The 17,127-nt window shown below is 63.9% G+C and carries 22 protein-coding genes and 2 pseudogenes; 10 read left to right on the forward strand and 14 right to left on the reverse strand.

Translation table 11 applies throughout. The features are described 5' to 3' along the window. Positions 1–11 precede the first annotated feature (11 nt). Positions 12–818 (forward strand): undecaprenyl-diphosphate phosphatase, encoded by an 807-nt coding sequence (locus tag C8D77_RS21650; protein WP_109667603.1) that lies wholly within the window; start codon positions 12–14, stop codon positions 816–818. A gap of 94 nt (positions 819–912) precedes the next feature. On the opposite strand, the gene C8D77_RS21655 is transcribed toward C8D77_RS21650, so the two are convergent. After that, entirely contained in the window at positions 913–1,290 is a 378-nt protein-coding gene (locus C8D77_RS21655; RefSeq protein WP_164757510.1) for a YraN family protein, read from the reverse strand. Beyond that, positions 1,283–2,209: a 16S rRNA (cytidine(1402)-2'-O)-methyltransferase gene (rsmI, locus tag C8D77_RS21660; protein WP_109667607.1), complete on the reverse strand. Its 927-nt coding sequence runs from the start codon at positions 2,207–2,209 to the stop codon at positions 1,283–1,285. The genes C8D77_RS21655 and rsmI overlap by 8 nt, the downstream gene beginning before the upstream one ends. Before the next feature lie 132 nt (positions 2,210–2,341). On the opposite strand from rsmI, the gene C8D77_RS21665 reads away from it, so the two are divergent. Further along, entirely contained in the window at positions 2,342–2,521 is a 180-nt protein-coding gene (locus C8D77_RS21665) for a hypothetical protein (protein ID WP_109667609.1), read from the forward strand. A gap of 73 nt (positions 2,522–2,594) precedes the next feature. On the opposite strand, the pseudogene C8D77_RS38375 reads toward C8D77_RS21665, so the two are convergent. The 8 genes and pseudogenes from C8D77_RS38375 to rph form a co-directional block, all read right to left on the reverse strand. Further along, positions 2,595–2,711: pseudogene (locus C8D77_RS38375) on the reverse strand (EamA family transporter); the annotation flags it as partial. A 383-nt stretch (positions 2,712–3,094) separates the two neighbouring features. After that, positions 3,095–3,313: a hypothetical protein gene (locus C8D77_RS38075; RefSeq protein WP_215732072.1), complete on the reverse strand. Its 219-nt coding sequence runs from the start codon at positions 3,311–3,313 to the stop codon at positions 3,095–3,097. Between the two features lie 51 nt (positions 3,314–3,364). Next, the gene (locus C8D77_RS21675; RefSeq protein ID WP_109667612.1) at positions 3,365–3,802 is read right to left on the reverse strand and encodes an EamA family transporter; all 438 of its coding nucleotides are present in this window, start codon (positions 3,800–3,802) and stop codon (positions 3,365–3,367) included. Between the two features lie 25 nt (positions 3,803–3,827). Next, positions 3,828–4,151 carry a low molecular weight protein tyrosine phosphatase family protein gene (locus C8D77_RS21680; protein ID WP_109667614.1) on the reverse strand — a complete coding sequence of 108 codons (324 nt, stop codon included), beginning with the start codon at positions 4,149–4,151 and terminating at the stop codon, positions 3,828–3,830. A gap of 4 nt (positions 4,152–4,155) precedes the next feature. Beyond that, on the reverse strand, positions 4,156–5,319 hold the full coding sequence (gene hemW, locus C8D77_RS21685) for a radical SAM family heme chaperone HemW (protein WP_109667616.1): 1,164 nt from the start codon (positions 5,317–5,319) through the stop codon (positions 4,156–4,158). Further along, on the reverse strand, positions 5,316–5,963 hold the full coding sequence (gene rdgB, locus C8D77_RS21690) for an RdgB/HAM1 family non-canonical purine NTP pyrophosphatase (RefSeq protein ID WP_109667619.1): 648 nt from the start codon (positions 5,961–5,963) through the stop codon (positions 5,316–5,318). Before rdgB ends, hemW begins: the two co-directional genes overlap by 4 nt. Then, entirely contained in the window at positions 5,963–6,373 is a 411-nt protein-coding gene (locus tag C8D77_RS21695; protein WP_109667622.1) for a VOC family protein, read from the reverse strand. Before C8D77_RS21695 ends, rdgB begins: the two co-directional genes overlap by 1 nt. Positions 6,374–6,383: 10 nt before the next feature. After that, a complete protein-coding gene (gene rph, locus C8D77_RS21700) occupies positions 6,384–7,100 on the reverse strand; it encodes a ribonuclease PH (RefSeq protein ID WP_109667625.1) in 717 nt (238 codons plus the stop codon). A 176-nt stretch (positions 7,101–7,276) separates the two neighbouring features. On the opposite strand from rph, the gene hrcA reads away from it, so the two are divergent. The 6 genes from hrcA to C8D77_RS21730 all read left to right on the forward strand — a co-directional run bounded on the left by hrcA (position 7,277) and on the right by C8D77_RS21730 (position 12,837). Then, the gene (gene hrcA, locus C8D77_RS21705) at positions 7,277–8,359 is read left to right on the forward strand and encodes a heat-inducible transcriptional repressor HrcA (protein ID WP_109667629.1); all 1,083 of its coding nucleotides are present in this window, start codon (positions 7,277–7,279) and stop codon (positions 8,357–8,359) included. A gap of 24 nt (positions 8,360–8,383) precedes the next feature. Further along, on the forward strand, positions 8,384–8,581 hold the full coding sequence (locus C8D77_RS21710) for a hypothetical protein (protein ID WP_013528634.1): 198 nt from the start codon (positions 8,384–8,386) through the stop codon (positions 8,579–8,581). Positions 8,582–8,679: 98 nt separating this feature from the next. Next, entirely contained in the window at positions 8,680–10,032 is a 1,353-nt protein-coding gene (locus C8D77_RS21715) for a PQQ-dependent sugar dehydrogenase (RefSeq protein WP_109667792.1), read from the forward strand. 268 nt (positions 10,033–10,300) lie between these two features. Beyond that, entirely contained in the window at positions 10,301–10,918 is a 618-nt protein-coding gene (locus tag C8D77_RS21720) for a LysE family translocator (RefSeq protein WP_109667631.1), read from the forward strand. A 180-nt stretch (positions 10,919–11,098) separates the two neighbouring features. Further along, a complete protein-coding gene (cysK, locus tag C8D77_RS21725; protein ID WP_109667634.1) occupies positions 11,099–12,079 on the forward strand; it encodes a cysteine synthase A in 981 nt (326 codons plus the stop codon). A gap of 131 nt (positions 12,080–12,210) precedes the next feature. Further along, entirely contained in the window at positions 12,211–12,837 is a 627-nt protein-coding gene (locus tag C8D77_RS21730) for a glutathione S-transferase family protein (protein WP_109667636.1), read from the forward strand. Positions 12,838–12,858: 21 nt separating this feature from the next. On the opposite strand, the gene C8D77_RS21735 is transcribed toward C8D77_RS21730, so the two are convergent. The 3 genes from C8D77_RS21735 to C8D77_RS21745 all read right to left on the reverse strand — a co-directional run bounded on the left by C8D77_RS21735 (position 12,859) and on the right by C8D77_RS21745 (position 14,943). Then, positions 12,859–14,103, reverse strand: coding sequence for an RNA polymerase sigma factor (locus C8D77_RS21735; RefSeq protein ID WP_109667637.1), 1,245 nt, complete (start codon positions 14,101–14,103; stop codon positions 12,859–12,861). Beyond that, positions 14,103–14,456 (reverse strand): YciI family protein, encoded by a 354-nt coding sequence (locus C8D77_RS21740; RefSeq protein WP_056585399.1) that lies wholly within the window; start codon positions 14,454–14,456, stop codon positions 14,103–14,105. The genes C8D77_RS21735 and C8D77_RS21740 overlap by 1 nt, the downstream gene beginning before the upstream one ends. A 118-nt stretch (positions 14,457–14,574) precedes the next feature. Continuing rightward, positions 14,575–14,943 carry a YciI family protein gene (locus C8D77_RS21745; protein WP_109667638.1) on the reverse strand — a complete coding sequence of 123 codons (369 nt, stop codon included), beginning with the start codon at positions 14,941–14,943 and terminating at the stop codon, positions 14,575–14,577. 258 nt (positions 14,944–15,201) lie between these two features. Between C8D77_RS21745 and C8D77_RS21750 the strand changes: the two are divergent. Continuing rightward, positions 15,202–15,390: pseudogene (locus C8D77_RS21750) on the forward strand (TAXI family TRAP transporter solute-binding subunit); the annotation flags it as partial. Between the two features lie 340 nt (positions 15,391–15,730). Here C8D77_RS21750 and C8D77_RS21760 read toward each other — a convergent pair. Next, entirely contained in the window at positions 15,731–15,877 is a 147-nt protein-coding gene (locus C8D77_RS21760) for a hypothetical protein (RefSeq protein ID WP_082525385.1), read from the reverse strand. A gap of 377 nt (positions 15,878–16,254) precedes the next feature. Between C8D77_RS21760 and ku the strand changes: the two genes are divergently transcribed. After that, a complete protein-coding gene (ku, locus tag C8D77_RS21765; protein ID WP_109667639.1) occupies positions 16,255–17,124 on the forward strand; it encodes a non-homologous end joining protein Ku in 870 nt (289 codons plus the stop codon). Positions 17,125–17,127: the final 3 nt, after the last annotated feature.

The following is a 17,127-nucleotide window of genomic DNA, read 5'->3' on the forward strand; positions in this document are numbered from 1 at the left end:
CCGAGGTAGCCATGGAAAGCCAGACCATCGTCGAAGCCCTGCTGCTCGGCCTGCTGGAGGGGCTGACCGAGTTCATCCCGGTGTCGTCCACCGGCCATATCCTGCTCGCCGGCCATTTCCTCGGCTTCCACTCGACCGGCAAGGCTTTCGAGATCCTGATCCAGCTCGGCGCCATCCTGGCGATCCTCAGTGTCTATTTCCGCCGTCTGTGGAAAATGCTGCTCGACCTGCCGCATGACCGGCTGACACGGCATTTCGTCATCGGCATCCTCATTGCTTTCCTGCCGGCGGCGATCATCGGCGCGCTGGCGCATGATTTCATCAAGACAGTGCTGTTCGAATCGCCAAGGCTGATCTGCATCATGCTGATCATCGGCGGCGTCGTGCTGCTGGCTGTCGATCGCATGAACCTCAAACCCGTCTACCGCGACGTCGAGCGATTCCCGACCCGGCTTTACCTGCAGATTGGGCTTTTCCAGTGCCTGTCGCTGATTCCCGGCACGTCGCGCTCGGGTTCGACGATCGTCGGCGCACTGCTTTTAGGCGTCGACAAGCGGGCGGCGGCGGAATTTTCCTTCTTCCTTGCGATCCCGACCATGGTCGGCGCCTTCGCCTTCGACCTGTTCAAGAACCGCAACGTACTGAGCAGCGCCGACCTGCCGATCATTGCCGTCGGCTTCGTTGCCGCCTTCATCACAGCGCTCATCGTCGTGCGCTTCCTGCTCGATTACGTCTCGCGCAACGGCTACTCGCTGTTCGGCTGGTGGCGGCTGGTGGTGGGTGTTGTCGGGCTGGTTGGCTTGATGATCTGGGGGTGAGGAGTGGTCCGCGACCTCCTCGACTTCGTCATCCACGGGCGGAGCAAGGAGCGTAGCGACGCAGCGCAGACCCGTGGATGACGAAGGATGTTCCTCAATTCCGCCCATAAAACGCATTCTCGACATGCACCGGCCAGCACCAGGGCAGCACCGCGACCATGTCGAAGCGCATCGACAGTTTGCCGTAATCCGACTGGCGCGACAGCCAGATGTCGGCCGCTGCCTCGATGCGGCGTTCCGATTCATGGCCGATCGCCTCCATGGCTTCCATCAGCGTGCGGCGCGCCTTGACCTCGACGAACAGCACCAGGTCGCCGCGCCGCGCGATCAGGTCGATCTCGCCGAAGCGCGTGCGATGGCGGCGCGCCAGGATCCGGTAGCCCTTCAGCATCAGCGCTGCCGCCGCCAGCCATTCGCCGCGATGACCACGCCGATAGGCCTTCTGGCGGCTGGCAATCGGGCGCTCAGCCACCGCCCTCTCCGGAAGCATCCTTAAGCTCGAGCAGCCGCCGATAGAGTGCCTGTTTCTGGCCGCCGGTCATTTTCGCGGCTTCGGCGGCTGCCTTGGAGGCCGGCATCTCGGCGGCGAGCGACAAAAGCAGGCGGTCGATGTCTTCAGGTTCGTCGGCCTTCGCCTCGGCCGGGCCGACGCAAACGACGATCTCGCCCTTCGGCGTATCGGCCGCCGCATAGTGGTCGGCGAGCGCCTGCAGCGTGCCGGTGCGCATCTCCTCGAAGGTTTTGGTCAATTCCCTGCCGATCGCCGCCTTGCGCTGACCGCCGAGCGCTTCGACCATGGCGACAAGCGAGTCAGCCAGCCGGCGCGGCGATTCGAAGAAGATCAGCGTCGCCGGCACGGCTTTCAGTGCCTCCAGCCGCGTCAGCCGCTGCCCTGATTTGACCGGCAGAAAGCCGGCGAACATGAAGGCATCCGAGGGCAGGCCGGATGCCGTCAGCGCGGCGAGCGGCGCCGATGGACCGGGGATCGGCACGACGCGAATGCCGTGGTCGAGCGCCTCGCCGACCAGCCGGTAGCCGGGATCCGAGACCAGCGGCGTGCCGGCATCGGAGATCAGCGCCACGCTCTGTCCGGCCTGGAGCGCCGCGATCAGCTTCGGCCCGGCCTCGCCGGCATTGTGCTCGTGATAGGCCGTGGTGCGGCGGCGGATGCCGTAACGGTCGAGCAGCACGCGCGACACCCGCGTGTCCTCGCAAGCGACGATGTCGGCGGCGGCCAGCGTTTCCAGCGCGCGCAGCGTGATGTCGGCCAGATTGCCGATCGGCGTCGCCACCAGATAGAGCGCCGGCTCGAGCGGCCGGGCCGCGATCTCGGCCTGACCGACCACATAGCTACGCTTGCCCGTCTCGCCGGTCACTGATGCCTTCTCCATTCAGAACCTGTTTGGCACGACTGACGTCGGCTTGCAAAAGCTGACGTTGCGTCTCCCCCGCCATTCCTTTGCCACAGTAGGGAACGAAACCGGCTACGGCAGATTTACCCCCTGATTCCCGAGGAGGACAGGATGGATAGCCTGAAGATACAGGACGCTTTCGAGCCCTACTATGCCGACCGCAACCGCGTTGCCGTACGCAGGGACAAGCGCTTGCCTGCCAAGACCGACGCCAGCCTGACCAAGCAGGCCGCCTTGCCTGCGAACGTCAGGCTTTCCGACAACAAACCCGACAGCACGACGGAGCACTGACCGGACGATGCCCAATCGCTTCGATATCTTCATCACCCGTCTTGAAACAAAAAGCGCCCGCAACGGCGTGCCGCTACATCAGATAGGCGACCAGCACCGCGCCCGCCGCGATAAGGGCGACGCCAAGCCAGTTCGCGCCGGAGACACGCTCGCCGAGAAAGGCCGCGCCAAACACCGCGACAAGCACGACGCCTGACCGGATGGCCACAAAACGAAGACGCTCTGATTGAACGCGAAACGAAGACGCTGGTTGGTCGGCGAGTATGCGCGCTTGCCGTCGGTTTTTTGTGCCTTGCCACCTCGGCATCCGCGGGTGATGCGCGAAACAATGAGATGTTTCCCATACGCGACCCCCAGAGGGCCGCGCCGCAATCCGCACAGGCCGGCTCTTCATCAGCCTCCCCACGAACGATCAAATTCAGGGCCACAATGGCCAGTGGCCTCTTTGGCAAGACACTTTCGCTCCGAGGGATGCTGGCCGGCGAGACCGAAGAACGCGAACTCGCAAGAATTCGCTACCCGGCGCTCAACCAGCCCATTTCCAGCCATGACTGGATAATCATCGAAAATATTTCAGCCGCCTATCTGCAGCTGGACATCGATCCGCAATTCGCGATGCCCGGCATCCACTTGCATATGCGTTCGGACGATCCAGCCACTTCGCACTACATGTTTCATAGGGTTGGCGACCAATGGATACAGGCGCCGCAGGATACAAAGATCGACGTGTTTTCCTATGCAGGCTGTGGCCGCACGCAGCAATCCTGGGAGGATGGCGGCGATTTTCACCATCAGGATTTCTTCTTCGAAGTCGAATCGAGTTCGGATTGCGGAGTGGCTGAGCTATCCCCGATAGGCGACCAGCACCGCGCCCGCCGCGATAAGGGCGACGCCAAGCCAGTTCGCGCCGGTGAGTCGCTCGCCGAGAAAGACCGCGCCAAACACCGCCACAAGCACGACGCTTAGCTTGTCGATCGGCGCCACCTGCGCCGCATTGCCGATCTTCAGGGCGCGAAAATAGCAGAGCCATGAGGCGCCTGTGGCCAGACCGGACAGGCCGAGGAAAGCCCAGGTCTTTCCCGTGATCATCGCCGGCGACTGGAACTGGCCGCTGGCGAGCAGGATCGCGCCGAGCACGATCAGGATGATGATTGTGCGGATGAAGGTGGCGAAATCGGAATTGATGTTCTCGATGCCGACCTTGGCGAAGATCGCCGTCAGGGCCGCGAATGCAGCCGAGAGCAGCGCCCAGAATTGCCAGGAGGTGACGGTCAGGTTCATGCGGGTGGCCTTCGCGGATGACGTCTCAACCGAGATACTGTGAAACGCGTGCCTTCAGAAGGCTGATCAGCTCCAGATCCATGAATTCATAGTTATCAGGTATATCGAGGCAGATGACCCGGGCCTTCTTCAGGCTGGCCTTGAATTTCTTCTGCAGTTTGGTGCGGTGCACCTTTTCCATGACGAAGATGATGTCGGCCCAAGCGACCAAATCATGCGTCAGCGGCGTGTCGGCATCATGGTTTGTTCCGGCCGATGCGACCTCGATGTCGCGGCGGGTTGAAAACACCTGCTCGGCGGTCGGGCTGCGCAAACGGTTCTGGCTGCAAACGAAGAGGACGGTTTTCAAGGGGTTAGCGCGCCAGATCGGCCACCACGGCGTCGAGCACGATCATGCCGGCCGGCGTGGCGCGGAGCCGGGCATTGCCGATCGGTGCCACCAGACCCTCGCCCTGCAGCATCGACAGCCGTGCGCTCGACAGGCCGCGTCCTGAGAACGCCTCGTAGCGGGAGAGGTCGATGCCCTCGGCCAGCCGCAGGCCCATCAGCAGGAACTCGTCGGCCTCTTCCGAGCGCGTCAGGATCTCGCCGCCGGTGACGCCATGGCCTTTGGCCTCTATCAGATTGGCCCAGGTTTCCGGCATCCGCTCGGCGATCGTGACCGTGCGGCGGCCATTCTCGACGAAACGGCCATGCGCGCCCGGCCCGACCCCGACATATTCGCCATAGCGCCAGTAGGTCAGGTTGTGCCGGCTTTCTGCGCCCGGCCTGGCGTGGTTGGAAATCTCATAGGCCGGCAGGCCATGCGCCGATGTGATCTCCTGCGTCAGCGCATAGAGATCGGCGGCGTGGTCGTTGTCGGGGATGATGAATTTCTTCGCCGCATGCAGAGCGTGGAAGGGCGTGCCTTCCTCGATGGTCAGCTGGTAGAGCGACAGGTGGTCGGCGGCATGGCCGATCGCCTGTTCCAGCTCCGATGCCCAAGCCTCCGGCGTCTGGCCAGGCCGGGCATAGATCAGATCGAAGGACAGCCGCGGAAAGATTTCTCGCGCCAGGCCGATGGCGTGCAGGGCCTCTTCAACGTTGTGCAGCCGGCCGAGGAAGCGCAGATCCTTGTCGTTCAGCGCCTGCACGCCGAGCGAGACGCGATTGACCCCGGCTGCCCGGTAGCCGCGAAAGCGTTCGGCCTCGACCGAGGACGGATTGGCCTCGAGCGTCACCTCGATGCCATCGGGCACCGTCCAGTTCTTCGCCACCGCGTCCAGAACCCTGGCCACCGTTTCCGGCTTCATCAGCGACGGCGTGCCGCCGCCGAGAAAAATGCTGGTCACCTCGCGCGGCCCGGTGCGCTCGCGCATCGTCGCCAACTCGGCCTCGAAGGCACTGGCGAAGCGGTCCTGGTCGACTGGCTGGTGGCGGACATGGCTGTTGAAGTCGCAATAGGGGCATTTGGCTGCGCAGAACGGCCAATGGACATAGACGCCGAAGCCGGGCGTCCGGTCGAGCAGCATGCTCATGCCGAGCCCAATCTCGCTTTGGCGAATTTCTGGAAAGCGCGGGCGCGGTGCGACAGCGCCGTCGGCTGGCCGGGCTTCCAGCCGTGTTTTTCCTCAGCGCTCATCTCGCCGAAGGTTTTTTCGAAGCCATCGGGCAGGAACACCGGATCATAGCCGAAGCCGAGCTCGCCGCGTGGCGGCCAGACCAGCGTGCCTTCGGCCTCGCCGCGATAGTATTCCGCCTCGCCGTCGGGGAACGCCAGGCAGATGACGGCGACGAAGCGGCCTTTGCGCTGTTGTGGCAAGGCCGCGCCGACTTCCTGCAACGCCACTTCGGTGCGTTGCATGGCCATGCCGAAATCGCGCGAGCCGTCGGGGGTTTCGGCCCAGTTGGCGGTGTAGACGCCGGGCGCGCCGTCGAGCGCGTCGACGCACAGGCCGGAATCGTCCGACAGCGCCGGCAGGCCGGTCGCCTGGGCTGCGGCGAGCGCCTTGATGTAGGCGTTCTCCTCGAAGGTGGTGCCGGTCTCATCCGGCTCCGGCAGGCCATACTCCTTGGCCGACTTGGCTTCGAAGCCGAACGGCCCCATCAGGTCGGCGAATTCGCGCAGCTTGCCGGCATTGTGGCTGGCGACAACGATCTTCTTGCCATCAAGAGAATGCATCAAAGGCCCCAGATTCGTGGCTCGGCAAATTCGATCGAATTGCCCGAGGGGTCGCGTATATAGATCGAATGGCCGCCTTGCGGCCACTCGAATTCGCTTTCAATGGGGATCTTCTTCACCTCCAGATGAGCTTTCCAGCGCACGATTTCGTCGGCGGTCGCCGCAAAGCACAGATGACCCTCGCCGACAGCGCCGTGCGGCGGGACCGGCAGCCTGGCGTCGGGGGCCGGCGGCACCTTCGTCGCCTCGGCATTGAAGACGAGCAGCACGCCCGGTCCGCAGCGGAAGAAGAGGTGCCTGCCGTCAACCTTGCCGAGCAGGTCGAGCCCGAGGACGCCGACATAGAATTCTTCCGCCGCCGCCAGATCGGTGACGTAGAGGGCAGATTCCAGGATGGCGGAGGGGGTCACCAGAAAACCGTCAAGCCACTGCCATCTGCTGCAGGCTGACCAGGCGCTGGATGCCTTTCTTGGCCAGGCCCATCAATTCCGCGAACTGATCTTCGGAGAAAGGCTCGCCCTCGGCGGTGCCCTGGATCTCGACGATGCCACCCTTGCCGGTCATGACGAAATTGGCGTCGGTGCCGGCCGAGGAATCCTCGATATAGTCGAGGTCGATGACCGGCTGGCCATCATGGATGCCGCAGGAGATCGCCGCGACATGGTCCTTCAGCACCTTGGCGACACTGGCCATCTGGCGCGCTTCCATCCAGCGCAGGCAGTCATACAGCGCCACCCAGCCGCCGGTGATCGAGGCGGTGCGGGTGCCGCCATCGGCCTGGATGACGTCGCAGTCGACGGTGATCTGCTGCTCGCCCAGCGCCTGCAGGTCGACCACGGCGCGCAAGGAGCGGCCGATCAGCCGCTGGATTTCCAGCGTGCGGCCGCCCTGCTTGCCGGCCGAAGCCTCGCGGCGCATGCGCTCGCCGGTCGAGCGCGGCAGCATGCCGTATTCCGCCGTCACCCAGCCCTTGCCGGAATTGCGCATCCAGCCTGGCACTTTTTCCTCGAGGCTGGCCGTGCACAGGACATGCGTGTCGCCGAACTTCACCAGGCATGAGCCTTCGGCATGCTTGGAGACGCCGCGCTCGAAGGAGATGGCGCGCATTTCGTCGAATTGGCGTTTGGAAGGGCGCATTCAGGCTGCTTTCTTGTCATTTTTCGGAATCTTGGCCGGCTTGTAACCGCATGGGACGCGTGGCGCAAAGGAAAATGGCCGGGTCATCTGACACAGACACCGGGTGATCTCACAAAGACACCGGGTTGCGCGGGCCGCGGCGAAGTCTATATCTTGGGCCGGAGGTTTTTGGCCGTATGACCAAGGCAGTCGATCCGAGTTCGCAGTCGCCCGCGCTTCAGTCGCTCGACATGCGTTCCCGCGACATCTTCCGGCGCATCGTCGATTCCTATCTCAGGGACGGTGAACCCGTGGGATCACGCAGCCTGTCGCGCATCCTGCCGTCCTCGCTGTCGCCGGCGACCGTCCGTAATGTGATGAGCGACCTCGAGCATCTCGGCCTGATCTACGCGCCGCACATCTCGGCCGGCCGGCTGCCGACGCAGGCCGGCCTGCGTTTCTTCGTCGACGCCTTCATGGAGCTTGGCGACCTTTCCGACGAGGAGCGCCGCGCCATCGAGGCACAGGTGCGGGCGTCGGGCTCCGGCGCGACGCTGGAGCACATGCTGACCGAGGCCAGCCAGATGTTGTCGGGCATGTCGCGCGGCGCCGGCCTGGTGCTGGCCGCCAAGAACGAGGTGGCGCTGAAGCACATCGAATTCATCCAGCTTGAGCCGACCAAGGCACTGGCGGTGCTGGTGTCGCAGAACGGCGACGTCGAAAACCGCGTCGTCGAACTGCCCGTCGGCATCACCGTCTCGCAATTGCACGAGGCCTCGAATTTCCTCAACGCCCATATCCGCGGCCGCACGCTGGCCGAGGCGCGGATCGAGATCGCCCGCATCAAGGAAGAGACCAGGGCTGCACTCGATACGCTGTCGCAGGACCTGGTCGAGAAGGGGCTGGCGGTGTGGGCCGGCGCCGACAGCGGCCTGCCGGCGCGACTCATCGTGCGCGGCCGCGCCAATCTGCTGGAAAACGTCACTGCCCAGGCCGACATCGAATTGTTGCGGCATCTGTTCGAGGACATGGAGACGCAGGACGGGCTGATCCAGCTGCTCGACCTCGCCGAGCAGGGCTCGGGCGTGCGCATCTTCATCGGCTCGGAAAACAAGCTGTTTTCGCTGTCGGGCTCGTCGCTGGTGGTAGCCCCCTATCGCGACAAGGATGCCCGCGTCGTCGGCGCGCTCGGCGTCATCGGTCCAACCCGGCTGAATTACGCGCGCATCGTGCCGATGGTGGATTACACCGCGCAGCTGATATCCCGCATGCTCCGTTGAGCTGATCTAACCGAGGAGACGACGATGGCGCTCGAAGAATTCAAGGCCCGGATCAGCCTGCTGCTGGAGGAGATGGTCAACCAGCCGGAAGACCAGCACGAAATCCAGGAACAGTTGCGCGAAAAGCTGCGGGAAATGCGCGCCATGGGCCTGCCGCTGCCGGCCGACCTCGTCGAGCTGGAAAAACGCCTCGACGACGATTTCTACGCTGCCGGAACCTGAATCCGGAGATCGGGGCCTTCCTTCAACGCATCGTGTGCCACGGAACGATCGGCGAAGCCGCCCGTTGCTGTCTTCACGGCCAAATGTTGGAGGGCAGGATGATCCGTTTCGCCGGGCTGGCTATTTCCGCCACCCTGTTTGTCACCACAACGGCATTCGCCCAGCAGGCAGACGAGCCCGTGTTGAAAGGCGCGGCCGCTTTCGGCGACTGGCGCGCCGACCGGCCGGGGGTGCGCCGCCTGATCAGGTCGAACGATCTGCCGAAGCCCTACGTCACCAAATCCGCCTCGAACAGCGCCGACCTCGCCGAAAGGCCGGCGGGCGCCAAGCCCAAGCTGCCGCAGGGCTTTTCGGCCGAGCTGATCGCGTCAGGCATCGACAATCCGCGCGTCGTGCGCGTGGCGCCGAATGGCGACCTGTTCGTCGCCGACAGCGAGGCCAACCAGGTCCGCGTCTATCGCCTGGCCGAGGGCAGCGCAAAGCCGGCGCAGGACGGCATCTTTGCCGGCAACCTCAACCAGCCCTATGGCATCGCCTTCTATCCGCCGGGCAATGATCCGCAATGGGTCTATGTCGCCAACAGCGACAGCGTCGTGCGCTTTGCCTATCGCAAGGGCGACCTGAAGGCATCAGGCGATCCGGAAACCATCATCGACAACATCCCTGCCAATCATCACTGGACGCGCGACATCGCTTTTTCGCCGGACGGCAAGACGCTTTATCTGTCGGTCGGCTCGGGATCGAATGTCGCCGAGGATATGGGCAAGGAACCGGAGGGCGGACTCGACGCCTGGGCGAAGTCGAAGCCGCTCGGCGCCACATGGGGCTCTGAAGACGGCCGCGCCGACGTGCTGGCCTTCGATCCGGACGGCAAGAACGGACGCATCGTCGCCACCGGCCTGCGCAACTGTTCGGGCATGACCGTGCAGCCGGCGACCGGCGCGCTGTGGTGTGTCGTCAATGAGCGCGATGGGCTCGGCGACAATGTGCCGTCCGAATATGCAACAGTGGTCAAGGACGGCGCCTTCTATGGCTGGCCCTGGTACTATATCGGCAACAACGAGGATCCGCGCCGCAAGGGCGAGCGCCCCAACCTTGCCGGCAAGGCTGATATTCCCGATGTACTGATGCAGGCGCATTCGGCGCCGCTCAACATCGCCTTCTACGACGGGAAGACCTTTCCGGCCGAATACCAAGGCGACGCCTTCGTCGCTCTGCATGGTTCATGGAACCGCGGCAACAGGACCGGCTACAAGGTGGTGAGATTGCTGTTCAAGGATGGCAAGCCGACCGGCGAGTATGAGGATTTTATCACCGGCTTCGTCGTCTCCAGCGGCGAAGTCTGGGGTCGACCGGTCGGCGTGGCGGTGGCGAACGACGGCGCGCTGATCGTGACCGAGGACGGCAACGGCACCATATGGCGTGTCACCCATGACGACGGTCGGTCGTAAGGACAGCGCAGCCCCCCTCACCCGGATTGCCAAAACCGAATTGCAAATGCAATTCGGGGCAATCCGACCTCTCCCCGAGGGGAGAGGAGTCAGCAGGCGCTGGCGCCCGTCTCTTCTCCCCCACGGGGAGAAGGTGGCCGCGAAGCGGCCGGATGAGGGGGCTTCGTAAGGCGAGGCCCCCGATATCTGGTGCAATAGAATCCGACTCCAGCGAATTCAATCTTGGCCGGTCCCATGCGATAAAGCGCTCTCATCTGAGACCACAACCGTGACCCTCACCGGATTCCTCGCCTACAGTGCCGCTCTCGGCGTCGCCGCAGCCATTCCCGGTCCCGGGCTCACCGCGCTCATTGCGCGCGCGCTCGGTTCCGGCTTTCGCTCGGCGCTTGCCATGTCCTTTGGCCTGATGGTTGGCGACCTCACCTACCTGACCGCCGTGGTGCTCGGCCTCGCTTTCGTCGCGCAAACTTTCGGCATGGTTTTTCTCGCCATCAAATGGCTCGGCGTCGTCTATCTCGCATTCCTCGGCTGGCGTTTCTGGAACAGCGGCATCACGCCCGAGACCGTCGAGGCGAGGAAGGGCAAAGGCGGGTTGCTGTCGAGCTTCGTCGCCGGCCTGACCGTCACGCTCGGCAATCCGAAGACGATGATCTTCTACCTCGCCATCACGCCGACCATCGTCGACCTGAAGACCATCACGCTGGCCGATTATGGCATTCTCGTTGCGCTGACGGTCGTCGTGCTCTTGGTGGTGCTGGTGCCGTATCTGGCGCTGGCTGCCAAGGCGCGCTGGTTCCTGAAATCGCCGCGCGCGCTCAAGGCGCTGAACCGCACGGCCGCGGGCTTCATGGTTGGTGCTGCTGCAGCGATTGCCGCCCGCCAATAAAGGGCTCTCGGCCAAAGCATTTCGCCAACAGGCCTTTGCGGGAAATGCTTTTCCGCGGCGGAGACGTTTTCGACACAGGCCCCACTCGGATATTTTCGGCCGACAGCTTATGTTGCGCGGCTGAAAGCCCTATCTTGCCGGCTGCAATTCCACTTGCCTGAAATTCTGGGAGCGAAACCAATGAACAAGCCCGTCACATCAGCCCGCGTGCCCGGTCGCGGCCGCGTCTACGATTCCATCACCGACACGATCGGCGACACGCCGCTGGTGCGGCTCGACAAGTTCGCCAAGGAAAAGGGCATCGTCGCCAATCTTATTGCCAAGCTCGAATTCTTCAATCCGATCGCTTCGGTCAAGGACCGTATCGGCGTGGCGATGATCGAGGCGCTGGAGGCGTCCGGCAAGATTTCTCCCGGCAAGACCACGCTGATCGAACCGACGTCCGGCAACACCGGCATCGCGCTGGCCTTCGCCGCTGCCGCCAAGGGCTACAAGCTGATCCTGACGATGCCGGAAACGATGTCGATCGAACGCAGGAAAATGCTGGCGCTGCTCGGCGCCGAGCTGGTGCTGACCGAGGGTCCGAAAGGCATGAAGGGCGCCATCGCCAAGGCCGACGAACTGGCAGCGACGATCCCCAATGCGATCATCCCGCAGCAGTTCGAGAATCCGGCCAACCCGGAAATCCACCGCACGACGACGGCCGAGGAGATCTGGAACGACACGCATGGCGAGGTCGATATCTTCGTCGCCGGCATCGGCACCGGCGGCACCATCACGGGCGTCGGCCAGGTGCTGAAGAAGCGCAAGCCTTCGGTGCATGTCGTCGCAGTCGAGCCGGAATCCTCACCGGTGCTGTCGGGCGGCCAGCCCGGCCCGCACAAGATCCAGGGCATCGGCGCCGGCTTTGCGCCCAAAATCCTCGACACGACGATCTATGACGAGATCGTCAAGGTCTCGAACGAGGATTCGGTCGCCAATGCCCGCCTCGTCGCCCGCCTCGAAGGCGTGCCGGTCGGCATCTCGTCGGGCGCCGCCCTGCAGGCGGCCATCGTCGTCGGCTCGCGGCCGGAGAACAAGGGCAAGAACCTTGTGGTGATCATCCCATCCTTCGCCGAGCGCTATCTGTCGACGATCCTGTTCGAGGGGTTGGGCTCGTAGTCCGACGCTTCTTCGTGACCAAGCTGGCCCGCTGAAAAACCGTCTGTGGCCGCCATCAGCGGCTTGAGCGCGACACCGCTTCCGGTTCATATCGCTCCCGGCTTGCTTAGCGCGGGCCGGGGGAGGATTCCATGTACAAGCTCTACACCCGCCCAGGCAGCGGCGGCTTCGTCGTCGAGGCTGCGCTGGTGCTGGCGAACGTACCGTTCGAGCAGATCGACGTACCGAAGACGGACAGACCCGATCCGGCCTTCCTGGGCATCAGTCCGTTGAACCAGGTTCCGGTGCTGACCTTGCCGGACGGAAGCTCGATGACCGAATCGGCGGCGATCTGCATCCTGCTTGCCGAGCGTCACCCCAATGCCGGCCTGGCGCCGGCTGTCGACACGCCTGCCCGTGCCGACTTCCTGCGCTGGATGACCTTCATGTCGTCGGTGCTCTATCCGGCGGTGCTGCGTTTCTACTACGCGTATCGATACACGGCCGATCCGGACGGCACCAAGGCGGTCAAGCAGGCAGCCGTCGCCGAGATGGACCGAGGCTTTGCCGTTCTGGATGCCGCTCTCCAAGGCCGTGACTGGCTGGTCGGCTCCCAGCTGTCACTGGCCGACATTTACCTCGTCATGCTGGTGGCCTGGCATCCCGACGTCGACAAAGCGCGGACGGCATGGCCGAACATTGAACGCCTGTGGTCGAAACTGCGCGACAACCCGCTGATGAAGACGCTCAACACATCGCATGAGATGTGGCCAGGCTGAACGGACGGCCGGTGGCGCGGCTCAATTTCTGAGCACCGCCCGTTTTCCTTGCAGGAAGCGGCGCACCGCCGGATCGCGTTCAAGGCCGATCGCCCGATCATAGGCGTCGGTTGCCTGTGGCACCTGACCGAGCCTGGCCAGCAGACCGGCGCGGGCTGCCCAATAGGGCTGATAGTCATCAAGCCGCTTGTCGTCGCCCAGCACGTAAAGGGCCGCCAATCCGGCCACGGCGCCCTCGGCCTCGGCAATCGCCACCGCGCGGTTGATCGCCACCACCGGCGATCCTGTGATCGAAAGCAGCGCGTCGTAGAGCTCGCGGATCGCCGCCCAGTCGGTGCGGCCGGTCAGCCGTCGTGCTGCATGTGCGGACTGCACGGCCGCCTCAAGCTGGTAGCGGCCGATGACGCCCATGGTGGCGGCGCGGCTGAGCAACGCTTCCGCCTCATCGACCAAAGCGCGATCCCAGAGCGTATAGTCCTGCTCAGCCAGCGGCACGTAATCCCCGGCCGTATCGCGCCGTGCGGCGCGGCGCGCCTCGGCAAACAGCATCAGCGACAATAGGCCAAGCGCCTCGGGCTCTTCCGGCAACAGCGAAGCCACCAGCCGGCCGAGCCAAATGCCTTCGGTCGCCAGATTGCGGCGCTGCGTCTCGGTGCCCGCGGGTTCGGACCAGCCTTCGGCGAAGGCGGCGTAGATCGCTTCCAGCACCGCATCCAGCCGTTCGCCGAGTTCAGCCCGCTCCGGCACGCGGAACGGAATGCCGGTCTCACGGATGCGGGTCTTGGCGCGCACCAGGCGCTGGCTCATCGTTGCCGGCGAGACCAGGAAGGCAGAGGCGATCGTCGCCGCGTCGAACCCCAGCACGGTCTGCAGGATGAGCGGCGAACGCACGCTCGATTCGATCGCCGGATGGGCGCAGGCGAACATCAGCCGCAGCCGTTCGTCGGGCAGGTCTTCGTCGGTCATGTGCGCCTCCGCCTCCTCGGCAATCAGCTTGAGATGCTCGCGGCCGGCCTCGCTGGTCAGCCGCCGCCGCACCGCATCGACGCGGCGCCGCCTTGCCACCGCCAGCAGCCAGGCTTCCGGTTTCCTGGGCACGCCGGTTTGAGGCCATCGCTCCAGTGCGGCGGCGAAGGCATCGGCCAGCGCATCCTCGGCGCCGGCCACGTCGCGCGTGCGCGCCGCGAGCCAGGCGACCAGCTTGCCGTAGCTTTGCCTGGCGGCGACTTCCGCCGCCGCCCGCGCGATCTCCAGGCCATTCTCCATCACATGGTCTGTTCCCAGATCGGCCGCAGCTCGACCGTGCCGGCGCTGGCGGCGGGGCAGCGCGCTGCCCAGGCGATAGCGGCATCGGCGTCCTCAGCCTCGATCATGTAGAAACCGGCGAGCTGCTCCTTGGTGTCGGCGTAGGGGCCGTCGAGCACGTTGGTCTTGCCGTTGGCCATCCGCACCGAAGTGGCGGCCTGGGTCGGCTTCAACCGGTCGCCGGCCAGCCAGGCGCCGGATTTCTTCAACGCCTCGGTATAGGCGCCATAGGCTGCGCTGATCTCGTAGGTCTTATCGGTCGGCGCGGCCGCCATCGCGGCTTCGTTGACGTAGATCAAAAGCATGTATCGCATGGGTCTTCTCCCGTTTTCTCGAAGGCCGCTTCGTTGCTGGCCGACCCTATGTCGCGTGGCCTGGACCGATTTCGACAGGCGCCGCGAAAAATCATTCGGCGCCGTCGGGGCGTTTCGGTCATTTCTCGGACAGGTACTCGGTCATTTCCCAGATCGGGCGTACCTCGACCGTGCCGGTGCTGGCTGCCGGACAGCGTCCACCCCATTCGATGGCCGTGTCGATGTCGGTCGCCTCGATCATGTAGAAGCCGGCAAGTTGCTCCTTGGTGTCGGCATAGGGGCCATCGAGCACGTTGGTGTTGCCGTTGGCCATCCGCACCGAGGCCGCCGCCTGGGTCGGGCGCAGCCGGTCGCCGGCCAGCCATGCGCCGGATTTCTTCAACGCTTCGGTATAGGCGCCATAGGCCGCGAGGACCTGCTCGGTCTTGTCGCGCGGCGCATTCGCCGTCGCGGCCTCGTCATTGTAGATCAAAAGCATGTATCGCATGGTCTTCTCCCGTTTTGTCGAACGGCCGCTCCGTGCGGGCCGACCCTATGTCGTGCGGTCTCGGCCGATTTCGACAGGCGCTGGAAAAATCTTTCGGCCTTGGTCGTGTCATGCGCAAGCCGGCGCCCACCGCGGCAGCACTCAACCGTTCGTCTAATGGAGTGCAATTGCTGGTTGGCATTTGCCGTCTGCCGTCTAAACTCGCCCCGCCCGCGCCGAGGAGGGCGGCGGCGCAGACATTTCAGGGAGGAAATCACCATGTTCCATTTCAGGACGAAATTCATTGCGGCCGGCGCGGTGGCGGTCTCGCTTGGCCTGGGCGCTATTTCAGCCAAGGCGCAGGAATTCATCAATGTGCTGACCGGCGGCACGTCCGGTGTCTATTGTCCGCTCGGCGTGGCGCTGTCGGAAATCTACGGCAAGGGCATCGAAGGCGCCCGCACCCAAAGCGGAAGCGGCCTTGGTGGTCGAGCCTGACCACCATGCGCACGAAGCTGGAGCACAACACGCAGACGCCATCGAAGACGATCAGCGGCTGGCGTGCATCGAAGGATGTTTCGGAGGGACAGCTTGACTTGCGACGGCTTGACTGGGGAAGGTCGGTCACGCGGGCCTCGGCTGCTTGTGCCCTTAGGACACTAAGCCAGCCGATGGCGGTATCAAAGCCGTGGCGATGTCGCACGCCGCCTGTCGGCGAGAGCGGGACGCTCGGCGCGATAGGTGGTGGCGCGGGTAGAGGCGGCCGGCCTGCAGATCCGGCTGTCGTGGCGATTTTCGAAAGCCATGATCAGTGCGCGCTCACGCCGAGCGAGTTGCCGCGACGGGCGCAGGCCGGGCCGGGGCCACGCATGTAATAGCGCTCGGGCCGATAGGTCGGCGCGACGAATTCGCGGATGGCGGCGGCATAGCCGATGAGGTGCGCGAGGAAGTTCATTTACCTTGTCCCTGTCCCGATTTTCGGATGTCCCTTCCGAATTGCGGTCATCATAGCGTCGAGGCGTGAATAGTCGGTGAACGTGATGTTAATATCTGGTCGAAAATGCCTTGCTTCGTGGCTGGAATGCGGCTGATTCGGGGTCTTTCCGTGCAGTTGGTCGGCATTCCACCCAATGTGACTTTTCCATCACATATGTTTCGTTTGAATGTCGCCCGCGCGCGGTTCTGTTTCAACTTTGGCTGCCTCAGTGAAATTTCCGTGCGGGCGGCCAGAACGCCTCGGGCGCGCTTGGCATCCAGATCGGCGCGGGAGCGCGGAACTGGAGCGGGCTCTGTCCGTTCTCACCTTCATCTGGTTGTGGAAGGGAAGATATCATGGCGCCGCGTCCAGCCTGGAAGGGCTATCTGAAGCTGTCGCTGGTCACCTGTGCCGTCGAGCTGACCAATGTCGTCACCCACACCGAGAAGGTCTCGTTCCGGGTGCTGAACCGCAAGACCGGCAACACGGTGAAACGCATCTATGTCGATTCCGAAACCGGCAAGCCGCTCGGCGACGACGACGAGATCAAGGGTTACGAAGTCAGCGACGGCGATTTCGTCCATATCGAGGAAGACGAGATCGAGGCGGTGCAGATCGAATCCTCGCACACGATGGCGCTCGACGGTTTCGTCGACAAAGCCTCGATCCAGCAGATCTACCTCGACACGCCCTATTATGTCGCGCCGGCCGACAAGGTGTCGGAGGAGGCGTTCGCCGTCATCCGTGATGCGATGGCGGGCAAGAAGATGGCCGGACTGGCGCGCATCGTGCTCTATCAACGCGAGCGCCCGGTGGTCATCGAACCGCTGGGCAAAGGCATGGTGCTGACGACGCTGCGTTACGACAACACGGTGCGCCAGCCGGACACCGTGTTTGGCGACATCAAGGCGGTAAAGACCGATCAGGAGATGACCGATCTGGCCGAGCTGATCATCGACAGGAAGAAGGCCAAGTTCGATCCCTCGAAATTCGATGACAAATACGAGGACGCACTGCTGGAGCTGATCCGCGCCAAGAAGGCTGGCAAGAAGGCGCCCACGGCCAAGGCAGCGCCCAAACCCTCCAATGTCGTCAATCTGTTCGACGCGCTGAAGAAGAGCCTGTCGTCGGATGGCAGCTCGACGAAGGCTTCTTCCGCGAAAGCCAAACTGGCGGTGAAGCGCGCCAAACCGAAAGCCAGCGCGCCCAAACGCAAATCGGCCTGAGGA

The organism is Mesorhizobium loti (genome assembly GCF_003148495.1).
Classification (GTDB): domain Bacteria; phylum Pseudomonadota; class Alphaproteobacteria; order Rhizobiales; family Rhizobiaceae; genus Mesorhizobium; species Mesorhizobium loti.